Below are 12,988 nucleotides of genomic sequence, written 5' to 3' on the forward strand. Positions count from 1 at the left end.
AGTCCTGAATTGTACTTGTCACCCACGTTTGGTATCCGTTGCTGTATGACACTTTCCGACTATCCGATTCTCGCTGTCTCCCTCGCATTGACCGAACGTAGCTTTGCGGTCTGGGCAAGTTTGCATGCCGTCCTGAAAAAGCAGGAAACGCGGGCCGTGATCGGTTGGGTCGGGCTGATCTGGCTTTCCCCTCTCATCGGTTCCATTCTCTATTATCTGTTTGGAATCAATCGCATCGAGCGACGGGGTGAGAAGATCCTGGACAAAATCAGGCAATCCGCCTGTGATCAAGCGCGGAAATCGTGCCAGGCCGCAGACCTTGATTTAGGTCCGTTTCGGTTTAACCAACAGCTCGCAAATATTGGCAAGTCAATCACAGGCTTTGACCTCCTCCCAGGAAACAAAATCACGCCCCTCAACAAGGGAGCCCGTGCCTACGCTGCGATGTTAGATGCCATCCGGAACGCCTCAAGCACCATTGGGCTCTGCTCTTATATCTTTGATTACGATAAAGCAGGCCGGAAGTTCATCGATGCATTAGTCGAAGCCCAAGAACGTGGGGTGGAAGTCCGCGTTCTTGTGGACCACGTTGGCTCCCGGTATTCCAAACCGACGTCAGTCAAAATGATGCGAGAGCGTGGATTAAAGGTTGCCACTTTTCTTCCCACGAACGTTCCAGTTCTGGCAGCTTACGCGAACTTGAGAAACCACCGAAAAATCCTGGTTGTTGACGGGATGGTCGGCTTTACCGGCGGAATGAACATTCGGGAAGGTTGTCTGGAAGAACCTGGCAGCACTTACCCGGTGCAGGACATTCACTTCCAGTTCGATGGACCAGTCGTCGACCACCTTCAAGATGCGTTTCTGGCAGATTGGGAATTTGCAGCAAACGAAGATTTGCCGGCAGAAAAATGGTTTCGAATGACACCAGCTATCGGGGAGACTTGGGCTCGAGGAATTCCTGATGGACCAGATGCCGATATCGACAATATCAAGCTTGTCATGCTCGGGGCGATTTCCTCTGCACGTCGCTCTGTCGACATCGTCACTCCTTATTTCATTCCAGAAGAAGAGCTTGTGAGCGCTCTGAACATCGCCGCTATGCGGGGAGTCGAAGTTCGTATCCTCGTTCCCTCAGAGGTAAACATCCGAGCGGTTCAGTGGGCATCCATGGACCCGATCGGCCGCATCCTCCAGCGAGGCTGTAAAGTCTTCCAATCTCCACCTCCATTTGATCACACAAAAGTCATGCTGGTGGATGGTGAATGGTCGCTTGTCGGATCAAGTAACTGGGACCCTCGAAGTTTGCGTCTGAACTTTGAGTTCAATGTCGAATGTTATGGCGAAGAACTCAACTCGCAGCTTTCAGAAGTAATCGAAGAGAAAATTGCCATTTCAAAAGAGATGACAATGGAGGACCTGGCGGCTCGTTCCTCAATGGCAAAATTGCGAGATGGAATCGCACGCCTGGCGACTCCTTATCTGTAAGTGATTCGATCATCTCCAGAGCTTGTGAATCTGCAAGTTCACTGAATTCACTCAACTGAGACTAAATCAAATTCGCTCTCCGCTTTGATCAAATTCTCAATCCAACGTTGAGAGGCTCACCAGCAATTTGACGTACTTCATATCAGAACAATAGACTCAGGCTGTCTGGATGATTCAGATATGCTGATCTTAAATCTCTGACCGAAGATGATCTCGATGCTGGCGATTGACTTTCAACATGTCACCAAACGGTTTCCGGGAGTGGTTGCGCTGAACGACGTTTCGTTTAATGTCCGCAAAGGAGAATTCCATTCAATCTGCGGCGAGAACGGAGCTGGAAAAAGCACGTTAATGAAAATCCTTTCAGGAGTCTTAACCGACTATGAAGGAGATTTTTTCGTCAACGAAACAAAGACCGCATTCACCGGAACACGCGATGCTGAATCCGTTGGAATCAGCATCATTCATCAAGAGTTGAATTTGGTTGAGGAACTCTCCGTCGCAGCCAACATTTTTCTGGGCCGTGAAATCCGTCATTCGTTCTTTCTGAACGAGGCGGCAATGTTTGCAGAATCCCAAACCCTGTTTGATCAACTGGAATGCGAAATTCACCCACGACAAAACGTCAGCGAACTTCGTGTGGGTGACCAACAGCTCGTTGAAATCGCAAAGGCGCTCTCCCTGAAATCGGACATCCTCATTATGGATGAACCGACCAGCGCACTCACCGAAACAGAAGTTGAGCGGCTGTTCCGTGTCATCGAGATGCTCCGGAATGAAGGAGTAACAATTCTTTACATCTCTCACAAAATGGAGGAGGTCTTTCGACTGTCGGACCGAATCACGATTTTACGAGACGGGAAGCACGTCAAAACGCTCAATCGCGAAGAGACCACACCTCAAGAGGTGACTCACTTGATGGTCGGACGAGAGATTGAATTGATCAGCCTCGGAAAAGGCCGCCAAGCGACTGAGCCGGTTCTCGAAGTCTCGAACCTGTCGCTTCCCTGGCCCGGACATGCTCGCGGGTGGAGGCTGAAAGATGTCTCGTTCACACTGCGAAAAGGTGAAGTTGTCGGGATCGCCGGCTTGATGGGAGCTGGTCGTACTGAGTTACTTGAATGCATTTTTGGAGCCAGCGAAGACCTTCCCGAAGGCCGCATTCTTCTCAATGGAGAACTCGTCAACTTTCGACACCCCTCGGAAGCGAAAGAAGCGGGCATCGCGATGGTGACCGAAGACCGAAAACGTCTCGGACTCTTTCAGCAAATGTCTGTGCGAGAGAACATCACAATCTGCACACTACCCGATTCAGTCTCGGCGGGCATCGTTCACTCTCGAACGGAAACCGCAGCAGCAAAAAAGTCGATCGACGAACTTGGAGTCAAGACAGCCACTGCGGAGACATCAATCACAAGCCTCTCCGGAGGAAACCAGCAAAAGTGTATCATCGCTCGCTGGCTGCGAACCAAACCAGAGGTCTTACTTCTCGACGACCCGACTCGTGGCGTCGACGTCGGTGCCAAAGCGGAACTCTATCAAGTGATCGACAACCTCTGCAAAGACGGTCTTGCCATCATTGTAACTTCCAGCGAACTCCCAGAACTTATCACTCTTTGCGACCGCATTCTCGTCCTTTGCGAAGGACACCTCACCGGAGAACTCGATAAAAAAGACTTTAGCGAAGAACGTATCATGGAACTGGCAACGAAGCTGGCTGACTGATTTTCTCATTTGCCAATTCGCTCTGGAACCCAAAAGATTCAAAGAGAACAACTTCTTCTGATTGACAAAATACTGAGTGGCAACGACAGTCTGATCTGCACAGAATCACGAAGGCCCACAATTCGAGAGGCCAATTCAGGCCCCCGGTTCACCAGATTCCGGACCACTTGATAAGTGCTCGAAAACTGCAATATGACATTAATAAAACCAGGACGTTGAGATGAAATTCAGGAAGAAATGTTGGCGGTGGGACTACTCGATACTCTTCGTTCTGGTCTGCTCTCTGTCATTTGCTGAGGAGCGATCCTGGCCACAATGGATGGGCCCGAACCATGACGGAATTTCGACCGAAACGAACTGGAGCACAGACTGGCCGACCTCAGGTCTCCCCGTCGCCTGGAAGCGAGAGATTGGAATCGGATTCAGTTCCATCTCAATCGATGACGGCCGGTTATTCACGATGGGGCATGTGAATGGAGAAGAGTATGTCTATTGCATGAGTGAGCAAAACGGAGAGATCCTGTGGTCTCACAAGTATCCATGCCAACTTGTTGACAACCTGCACGAAGGAGGACCAGGATCGACTCCAACAATTCATGATGGTCTCGTCTACACGGTCGGGCGCGAAGGTCAGCTATTTTGCTTTGAAGCTGAGACCGGAAAGATCATCTGGCAAAAAGATCTTCAGAAGGATCTCGATGTAATACTGCCCGAATGGGGATTCACAAGCTCCGCCTACATTTACAAGGATCAAATTCTCCTCGAAGCGGGGCGGGTTGTTTCGTACCACAAGTTGACAGGCGAAAAGAAATGGCAGTCGAGTCAACACACCGCAGGTTACGGCTCAGCAGCACTCATGAAAGAAGACGAGCAATCCTACATCGTGACTCTGGACTGCGATGCGTTGCGAGTCTACGCAGCCGACTCGGGCCAGGAAATTGCTCAGACACCTTGGGAGTCTCCGTTTCGGACCAATTCAACAACTCCCATTGTTCAAGGAAATCTGATTTACATCTCCGCGGGATACAATGTCGGTTGTGCTTTGTACCGCTGGACGGGAAGCGATCTTGAACAGGTCTACAAGAACCGTGGTATGCGAAACCATTTCAACAACAGCATTTTACTCGATGGCAACTTGTACGGTTTCGATGGCAACTCAAATCTGGGTCGTGTCGTACAGTTGACTTGCATGAACATGAAAACAGGCGAGATCGCCTGGAAGCAGCGTGGCATGGGCTGCGGATCGCTGATGATTGTCGACGGAAAGCTGTTGGCTTTATCCGAGGATGGAGATCTGATTCTCGCCAAAGCGACTCCTGAAAGCTTTCAGGAGATTGCACGAGTTCCATTCCTGAGTGGACGGTGCTGGACCGTCCCGATCTTTCTCAATGGCCGTATCTACGGACGGAATGCTTCCGGAACTCTGGTCGCAGTGAATGTTCCAAAAGGGAACAATCGTTAAGCACAATAGAATTTTCCGAATCGGTGTTCAGGCATAGCGCGTATCAAACACAGCAATTCTACTGGGAAAGCGTGAACTACAGAGGGGCACACGGTAGGCCAAACTGCTCTACTGTGTGCCTCTGAATTTCAATCTCATCTCTCAAAAGAGTTCATCATCAACCGGTCATCTACCTGACAAACATTCATGAGTTAAACCCGCGTAAGCTTGGGACTGCTTACTGGTATCAACTCTCGGAACTGCTCTTCGGTTTTGAATCGGATTTACTTTCTGTTTTGGCAGGCTCCGCTTTCTTCTTATCCGCTGCCGCATCTTTTTTGTAAGCGTCGGAGCGGTAGTCCGTTTCATAGAAACCGGAACCTTTGAAGATAATGCCAGCCCCGGGACCGATCATACGTTCTGCTTTACGCTTTCCGCACTCTGGGCATTTTTTTGTAGGCTTAGCTTTGATGGACTGGAATTCTTCCCAAGTATGTTCGCAGTCTTTGCATCGATAGTCGTAAGTAGGCATTGATGTAACTTCTGTTAAAACGAGATGTTGGAATTGCTGCTCACGCTATAACAAAGCGGTTCAGACATCATTCAGGTTAGAGACAGTCCAGAAACGAATGGAATGGTCAATTTTCTCTCTGTTTAAGAGAGGAAATTCAGGTTTCGGGATCTGTTCTAATCAGTGGGTTCGGTCGAGACGATCACTTTACTTGGGCGAATCACTCGGTCATGAATCTTCACTCCCCGCTCAAGAACCTCAACAACGGTCATTGGCGGAACTTCCTCGGTCGGACGTTGCTGTAGCGCTTCATGCAAATTCGGATCAAATGGCTGACCTTGAGCATCGATAAATTCTGCACCATTTCTGATCAGAATCTCTTCGAACTGCTTAAGAACCATTTCGACGCCTTGCAATACGCTTGCTGCCGATTCGTCACTGGAGACGACATCGATGGCTCGCTGCAAGTTGTCGATCGCTGGAAGCAAATCGCTGATTAAACCGAAGTTGGAATACTTGCGGTCATCTTCGCGTTCACGATTCACTCGTTTCCGGAAGTTATCCATCTCTGCGGCTGTGCGCAAAAACTGATCACGAAACTGATCACGTTCCTGCTCGAGTGCCGCAATCGGATCGACAGACTCTTCGGATCCAACATCCGCAGCCTCATCAACCTGATCCAACTCTTCTGGTGGGAGATTATTCTCTGGGTTTTCGGTCGACATCTCTTTCTTGCTCTCAATGGGTCGTCGGATTTCCGACACACATTCTGTTGATCTGACGAATGACGTCAGTACGATAATCTCAATCTTCCGTCTTAGACGGACTCAACTGAATTTCGAACTCTGAAAAAACGATCGCAATTTTTGAATTTCTAGAGCATCTTTCGAATTGGTTTGCAGGTTCTGCCTCGTGGCGAACAGCATTTTTACTAGAGAAATGCGTTCTTCACGGGGAAATGGCAGAGCAAACTGCTCTAGACAAACACGTTCTCCCCGGGCACACAGTAGAGCAAGTCGCTCTATCGCATGATCATTGCCTGTCATGCTCGCGAAGATCACGAACATGAGTTCAATGGGATCGCCGGGTCTCTTAACTTCCTTCCGAACCAGTCACGAAATCTCTGAGTCTTTCAAACCAGTTCTTCTGGTTCGGATGGACTTCAGCTTCTTCATAGTCGGCAAGCTTCATCAGAAGTTCACGGTGTTCTTCACTGAGCTTTTTGGGAACAACGACTTGAATTTCAACATGCAAATCCCCAGGAGGACGCCCTCTTGGGTCGGGCATTCCTTTGCCACGTATCTGAAACAGATGTCCGGGTTGTGTCCCCGCTGGAATTTTTAGCGTGTCTTGACCATCAATCAAGGGGATCTCAATCATCGCCCCCAAAGCTGCCTGCGAATAGGAAATCGGAATTTCACAGAGCAAATGAGAACCTTCACGATGGAAGATCGGATGCTCACGGACTCGGATTTCGACATACAAATCGCCACTGGCACCACCTTGGACACCTGCCTCACCTTCGCCACGCAAACAAAGATGCTGACCGGTATCAATTCCTGCAGGAACCGTTACCGTCCGGGTGACTCGCTCATCTTCACGACCTGATCCATAACAGTTGTTGCACTTATGCCGGACGACTTTGCCCGAACCCCGACAAGTCGGACAGGCTGTTTGAACTCGGAAAAAACCTTGTGACTGTACAACTTGCCCATGACCGCCGCAGTAGTCGCAGGTTTCGGGTGAATGCCCCGGTTCTGCACCGGAACCGCTACAGCGTCCGCAAGGTTTCTTACGCTGAATTTCAACTTCTTTCTCAACACCTTTGGCAGCTTCGGTGAGATCAAGTTCAAGGCTGGTCTTCAGATCCGATCCACGCCCACTTCGTCTCGCGCCGCCACGACGTCCACCACCGAAGCCGAAGCCTTCGAAAAGGTCTCCGAATGCTTCAAAGATGTCACCGACATCCTGGAATCCGCCAGCCCCGCCGCGAGCACCTTGAACTCCAGCATGGCCGTACTGATCGTACCGGCGACGTTTCTCATCATCACCGAGGACTTCGTACGCTTCAGCAGCTTCCTTGAATTTCTCGGTCGCATTCTCGTCATCGGAGTTACGATCGGGATGGTACTGAAGCGCCATCTTCTTGTACGATTTTTTTATTTCTTGAGTCGACGCAGTCTTACTGACTTCGAGGACTTCGTAGTAACAACGTTTTGTCGCCATGGAACAATCCAGGGAGTTCGTCGAGCAGGACAAAGCTGCTCGTTCACAAGTATGGTTCTCAGTAAGAGTTGGAGCATCCCTAGAACAGATCCTGAAACTTGAAATTGCACTCTTAAACGTTGAGAAAAGTGGCTATTCCAAAGATTTCCGGAGTGGTTCTATACTGACCGATCCCTCAACACGAGGAATCGCAGAAAGTGTGATGTCCACATAAACAACGAGCCACCGGGTAAACGGTGGCTCGCGAGGTTCAATGAACCTTTTCTTCATTCCGCGACATGTAACATGTTTCGGAAGATGTCGACTATCGAACAGCACCTTCGACAGCGGCTTTTTCACCACCTTCGAGATCATCTGTGCGGGTCACAAGGACTTGTGTTGTGAGCATCAATCCGGAGATGGATGCTGCATAACGCAAGGCACTTTTGACAACTTTCGCAGGATCGATCACACCCGCTTTGTACATGTCACCATATTTTCCGTTGGCGGCATTGTAACCGTGGGTTGGGTGTTCAAGATTTTTCACTTCGTCAGCGACGACTGAACCGTCTACTCCACAGTTATTCGCAATCTGGCGAATTGGAGCTTCCAGTGCACGAGCGATAATCTTGACACCAATCTTTTCATCGCCTTTGGCTTTGACGTTCGAAATCGCTTCGATAGAACGCAGAAGAGCCACACCACCACCAGGGAGGATGCCCTCTTCAACCGCAGCACGGGTCGCATGCAAAGCATCTTCCATTCGTGCTTTAGTCTGTTTCATCTCAGCTTCAGTCGACGCACCAACCGAAATGATGGCAACTCCACCAGTCATTTTGGCGAGTCGTTCCTGAAACTTCTCACGATCATATTCGCTGTCGGTATCTTCAATGTGTCGCTTGATTTGGCCGACACGTTTCTGAATTGCTTCCTGAGTACCGGCACCGCCGATAATTGTGCAGGAATCTTTTCCGACTTCAATTTTCGAAGCTTGTCCGAGTTGATCGAGTTCAACACTTTCCAGCTTGATTCCGAGCTCTTCTGAAATCAGAGTCCCGCCAGTCAAAACTGCAATATCGGCCAGCATCGCTTTGCGGCGATCTCCGAAACCTGGAGCTTTCACTGCACAAACAGGAAGGATGCCGCGAAGACGGTTCACAACCAATGCTGTGAGTGCTTCGCCATCAACATCCTCTGCGATCACCAACAGTGGTTTGCCGGTTTGAGAAATCTTTTCAAGCAGCGGAATGAATTCTCGCAGGTTTGAAATCTTTTTCTCATGCAACAGGATGTAGCAATCATCGAGGACTGCTTTCATATCTGAGGCATCGGTCACGAAGTAAGGCGAAATGTACCCTTTGTCGAATTGCATTCCTTCTGCAAGTTCGAGAGTCGTTTCGCTTGATTTTCCTTCTTCGACGGTGATGACACCATCGCGACCGACTTGCTCCATCGCATCTGCGATGAGTTTTCCGATTACTGAATCGTTATTCGCTGAAATGGCTCCGACATGTTCGATTTCTTTTTTGTCAGAAACCGGTCGAGCGAACTCTTCCAGGAATTCGATTGCAGCATCGACAGCTTTTTCAATGCCTTTGCGAACGACGGTCGGGTTTGCTCCCATCGAAATGCTGCGCAAACCTTCTGAGTAAATCGCTCTCGCGAGAACTGTCGCGGTTGTGGTTCCGTCGCCAGCGACATCACTGGTTTTGGTTGCCACTTCGTTGACAAGCTTTGCACCCATGTGTTCGTAAGGGTCTTCGAGTTCGACTTCTTTCGAAACCGTGACTCCATCCTTCGTAACAACCGGATTGCCGAAGCTCTTATCGATGATCACATTGCGACCAGTCGGTCCCATTGTCACGGCAACCGCGTCGGCAAGTGTGTTGACACCGCGCTGCAACTTCAGGCGGGCACGGTCATCAAAAAGTAATTGTTTGGCCACCTCGAGGACTCCTCGTTGAAAGTCAATGACGTCAACTGACAGACATGAATTCCGCCACTTCCGTTCAGTTTTGTCATTCAGTTTATGTATCGAAAAACGAGGACACTGGACAAACCAATGTCCTCGTCAAAAATTTGAACGTTGACTGAAAAACTGCTTTGGACTTCTCAAATTTCTTGAAAAGTCTTCATTGCACAGCTTTCCAAATCGGGTCTAACCAACGATTTTAGCGAGGATATCGCCTTCACGAAGGATCTTGATCTCGTTGCCATCAACTTCGATGTCTGTTCCGCCGTATTTACCGAACAGAACTTCGTCACCAACAACAACGCTCACTGCTGAACGTTCACCGCTTTCCAGCAAACGTCCCGGACCAACAGCAATCACTTTACCACGTTGTGGTTTTTCTTGCGCTGAGTCGGGAAGAACGATTCCACCAGCTGTGGTTTCTTCCGCATCCAAAGCCTGGATAACAACGCGATCATCAAGAGGATTGAGTGTCATCTCGATTTAACTCCTTGACTATCTATTTATGAAGACCGGGTTTCACCGGACAGTTTTTTACTTAGTAAGCTTTCCGTGAGCGAACCTCACGGGGAACCTAGAAGCCGCCCATTCCAGGCATGCCACCCATTCCACCCATGCCGCCCATACCAGGCATTCCGCCGCCCATTCCGCCCATGCCACCCATATCGTGGTGATCATCGTGGTGATGGTCGTCATCTTCTTCGACAGGTTCATCAACGACGATCCCATCAGTTGTCATGAGCAACGCAGCAACACTTGCTCCGTTTTGCAGTGCAGACCGAACGACTTTTGTTGGATCAACGACACCGAATTCAAACATGTCGCCATATTTTTCGTTCAATGCGTCGTAGCCGAAGTTGATGTCGTCACTCTTACGAATGGTATTTGCAACAACAGCTCCATCCAATCCTGCGTTCTCAGCAATTTTACGGAGAGGCATTTCCAGAACGTTTCTGATCAACTGAACGCCGAGACCTTCGTCTCCTTTGACTTTCAGTTTCTTCAGAGCTTCCACGGAACGAAGTAAAGCAACTCCGCCACCTGGAACAATTCCTTCTTCAATGGCAGCCCGCGTTGCAGCGAGTGCATCATCGATCAGGTCTTTGCGCTCTTTCATCTCAGTTTCGGTTGCCGCACCGACATTCACTTGAGCAACACCACCAGCGAGTTTCGCCAGGCGTTCCTGAAGTTTTTCGCGATCGTATTCGCTGTCGGTCGTTTCAATCTCAGCACGAATCTGGGCAGCTCGTCCTTCAACATCGCCTTTCTTACCGCCACCTTGAACGATGGTAGTACTTTCGGCATTGATGCGAACTCGCTTTGCTGTTCCAAGGTCTTCCAGCTGAATATCTTCCAGCTTCTCACCAAGGTCTTTGAAGTAAGCTTTCCCGCCGGTCAGAATCGCAAGATCCTGCATCATCGCCTTGCGACGATCACCATACCCGGGAGCCTTCACAGCACAGACTGAGACGATTCCACGAAGCTTGTTCACAACCAGTGTTGCCAACGCTTCGCCTTCAATGTCTTCAGCAATAATCAGCAATGGCTTGCCAGCTTTTGAAACTTGCTCCAGCAATGGAACCAAGTCACGGGCGTTGCTGATTTTCTCTTCGTTGATCAGCACGTAGCAGCCATCAAGGGCAACTTCCTGCTCATCTTCGTTTGTCGCAAAGTGAGGCGACAGGAATCCGCGTTCGAACTGCATCCCTTCGACGAGTTCAACATCGGTGACCATGCCACGGCCTTCTTCGACCGTAATCACGCCATCTTTGCCGACCTTCAAGAGGGCATCAGCCAGAATCTTGCCGATTTCCTTGTCGTTATTACCTGCAATGGTAGCAACGGTTTCGATTGCCTTCTTGTCGGTCGCATCGACTGGCTTGGCGATTTTCGCCAAGTACTCAGTCACTGCTTCAACCGCCTGCTGCACTCCTCGCTGGAGAGCAATCGGGGCTGCACCGGCAGCAATGAATTTCAATCCTTCTCGATAGACAGCTTCAGCTAACACTGTAGCCGTTGTGGTTCCATCACCCGCGACATCTCCCGTTTTGGAAGCTGCCTCTTTAACGAGTTGAACACCGCAGTTCTCGAACTTATCTTCAAGTTCGATATCTTCTGCGACAGTCACACCGTCTTTGGTGACCTTGGGGGAACCCCAACCTTTGTCTAAGACTGCATTTCGACCACGAGGGCCGAGGGTACTCGCAACGGCGCGAGACAGTTTAGTTACCCCTGCCAGCAATTGTTTGCGGGCGTCTTCATCGAAGCTCAATAACTTGGCCACGGCTGCTCCTCATCCAGCGTTGCAGATGCCAGACTTGACCACACAATATCCAGACACCTCTGACGACTGCCTGAATTGTCACATAAAACATACAGATTCACCAAAGATGCAACCTCTGTGCCAACAGCTTGAGAACACCCGTAAGTTCATTGGAAGCAACAACTTGGATAGAACCACCTCTGAGAATGCCCCGCACTCCCTGCCGAGTTGGCAGAGATTCGTCATTGACTCGGAAGGAGTGACAACCTGACAGTCTCGCCACGGTCAATACTCGCTCACGTACGCTCAGCCAACCACATCCAGTGGACTCCGCACTCCACAGGCACCCTTCTGCAGGACATGCGTATAGATCATCGTGGTCGAGACATCTTTGTGTCCGAGCAACTGCTGCACTGTTCGAATATCTGCCCCATTCTCCAGAAGGTGTGTCGCAAAGCAATGGCGAAATGTATGGCAGCCCACTCGTTTTGTGGTTCCAAGTTTGGTCACGGCTTTCTTAACCGCTTTTTGAAGCGAATTCTCGTGTACATGATGTCGATAGAATGGTCCTTGTGGATTCCGAGGATCTTTGCAGAGCGATCTGGAAGCAAAGACATACTGCCAACTCGGAGAATGCGCAGCCAGCGGGGATTTTCTATCAAAAGCATCAGGCAGCGAAACGCCTGCAGTCCCCAACGCTTCATCCTCTTGAGCCATTGAGATGCTACGCTGAATATGGATTTTCAGTTGTTCAACACACATTTCTGGCAATGGGAGTGCCCGATCTTTTCCTCCTTTACCGTCGCGAACAATGATTTGCATCCGCTTGAGGTCCACATCCTTGATTCTAAGACGACAGCACTCCATCAGTCTCAATCCGCTGCCATACATCAGTTGTGCCATCAGCAAGTAGGTTGGATGCTTGATTTCCGAAAGCAGCGCAGCGACCTCGTCTTGACTCAAGACATCAGGGATTCGAGGCGGACGGCTCGCTGGTTGAACATTGATCGTTCCAAGTTTGATTTCGAGCACATGTTGATAGAGAAAGACAATGGCGCATAATGCTTGCTTTTGCGTCGATGCCGAGACTCGGCGATTGATAGCAAGATGACTCAGAAATCGTTCAATCTCCAGATTTCCCATAGTCGTGGGATGACGCCAGCGACCATCTGAATCCCGATGGAATCGGAGGAACTTCTCAACCCAATTGACGTAGCTGACTTCAGTCCGATAGGCATAACGCATCGTGCGTAGCTTCTCTCGCATCTGATCAAGGAGTTTTGGGCGTCCGTTATGATCACGTTGATGAAAATTCTGTGATTGCCGCTTAGGTTTATTCGACGCAACATCTTGACGCATCACAACTTTCCTCTTTTCTGTTGA

General features: G+C 49.7%; 10 protein-coding genes. 3 read left to right on the plus strand and 7 right to left on the minus strand.

Annotation, left to right across the window (positions count from 1 at the left end):
• Nucleotides 1-45 precede the first annotated feature (45 nt).
• From cls to ACN0YR_RS20035, 3 genes are all read left to right on the plus strand, one after another.
• Nucleotides 46-1,488, plus strand: a complete 1,443-nt coding sequence (cls, locus tag ACN0YR_RS20025; RefSeq protein ID WP_417850991.1) for a cardiolipin synthase — start codon at nt 46-48, stop codon at nt 1,486-1,488.
• 216 nt (nt 1,489-1,704) lie between these two features.
• On the plus strand, nt 1,705-3,213 hold the full coding sequence (locus ACN0YR_RS20030) for a sugar ABC transporter ATP-binding protein (RefSeq protein WP_417850992.1): 1,509 nt from the start codon (nt 1,705-1,707) through the stop codon (nt 3,211-3,213).
• 220 nt (nt 3,214-3,433) lie between these two features.
• Nucleotides 3,434-4,675 carry a PQQ-binding-like beta-propeller repeat protein gene (locus ACN0YR_RS20035; RefSeq protein WP_417850993.1) on the plus strand — a complete coding sequence of 414 codons (1,242 nt, stop codon included), beginning with the start codon at nt 3,434-3,436 and terminating at the stop codon, nt 4,673-4,675.
• Nucleotides 4,676-4,901: 226 nt separating this feature from the next.
• Here ACN0YR_RS20035 and ACN0YR_RS20040 read toward each other — a convergent pair whose 3' ends face one another.
• The 7 genes from ACN0YR_RS20040 to ACN0YR_RS20070 all read right to left on the minus strand — a co-directional run bounded on the left by ACN0YR_RS20040 (nt 4,902) and on the right by ACN0YR_RS20070 (nt 12,964).
• Entirely contained in the window at nt 4,902-5,186 is a 285-nt protein-coding gene (locus tag ACN0YR_RS20040) for an FmdB family zinc ribbon protein (RefSeq protein WP_417850994.1), read from the minus strand.
• 155 nt (nt 5,187-5,341) lie between these two features.
• The gene (grpE, locus tag ACN0YR_RS20045; RefSeq protein ID WP_417850995.1) at nt 5,342-5,890 is read right to left on the minus strand and encodes a nucleotide exchange factor GrpE; all 549 of its coding nucleotides are present in this window, start codon (nt 5,888-5,890) and stop codon (nt 5,342-5,344) included.
• A 367-nt stretch (nt 5,891-6,257) separates the two neighbouring features.
• Entirely contained in the window at nt 6,258-7,391 is a 1,134-nt protein-coding gene (dnaJ, locus tag ACN0YR_RS20050; protein ID WP_417850996.1) for a molecular chaperone DnaJ, read from the minus strand.
• Nucleotides 7,392-7,695: 304 nt separating this feature from the next.
• Complete coding sequence (gene groL, locus ACN0YR_RS20055) at nt 7,696-9,315, minus strand: chaperonin GroEL (RefSeq protein ID WP_417850997.1); 1,620 nt, start codon at nt 9,313-9,315, stop codon at nt 7,696-7,698.
• Between the two features lie 213 nt (nt 9,316-9,528).
• A complete protein-coding gene (gene groES / locus ACN0YR_RS20060; RefSeq protein ID WP_417850998.1) occupies nt 9,529-9,819 on the minus strand; it encodes a co-chaperone GroES in 291 nt (96 codons plus the stop codon).
• Nucleotides 9,820-9,916: 97 nt separating this feature from the next.
• Complete coding sequence (groL, locus tag ACN0YR_RS20065) at nt 9,917-11,626, minus strand: chaperonin GroEL (protein ID WP_417850999.1); 1,710 nt, start codon at nt 11,624-11,626, stop codon at nt 9,917-9,919.
• 285 nt (nt 11,627-11,911) lie between these two features.
• Nucleotides 11,912-12,964, minus strand: coding sequence for an integron integrase (locus tag ACN0YR_RS20070; RefSeq protein ID WP_417851001.1), 1,053 nt, complete (start codon nt 12,962-12,964; stop codon nt 11,912-11,914).
• Between the last annotated feature and the right edge of the window lie 24 nt (nt 12,965-12,988).

The sequence above is a fragment of the Thalassoglobus sp. genome (assembly GCF_048270125.1).
In the GTDB taxonomy this organism is placed as follows: domain Bacteria; phylum Planctomycetota; class Planctomycetia; order Planctomycetales; family Planctomycetaceae; genus Thalassoglobus.

Coding starts and splice junctions, on each gene's coding strand:
- cls (WP_417850991.1), top strand. CDS start 46: ATGACACTTTCCGACTATCCGATTCTCGCTGTCTCCCTCGCATTGACC.
- ACN0YR_RS20030 (WP_417850992.1), top strand. CDS start 1,705: ATGCTGGCGATTGACTTTCAACATGTCACCAAACGGTTTCCGGGAGTG.
- ACN0YR_RS20035 (WP_417850993.1), top strand. CDS start 3,434: ATGAAATTCAGGAAGAAATGTTGGCGGTGGGACTACTCGATACTCTTC.
- grpE (WP_417850995.1), bottom strand. CDS start 5,890: ATGTCGACCGAAAACCCAGAGAATAATCTCCCACCAGAAGAGTTGGAT.
- dnaJ (WP_417850996.1), bottom strand. CDS start 7,391: ATGGCGACAAAACGTTGTTACTACGAAGTCCTCGAAGTCAGTAAGACT.
- ACN0YR_RS20040 (WP_417850994.1), bottom strand. CDS start 5,186: ATGCCTACTTACGACTATCGATGCAAAGACTGCGAACATACTTGGGAA.
- ACN0YR_RS20070 (WP_417851001.1), bottom strand. CDS start 12,964: ATGCGTCAAGATGTTGCGTCGAATAAACCTAAGCGGCAATCACAGAAT.
- groES (WP_417850998.1), bottom strand. CDS start 9,819: ATGACACTCAATCCTCTTGATGATCGCGTTGTTATCCAGGCTTTGGAT.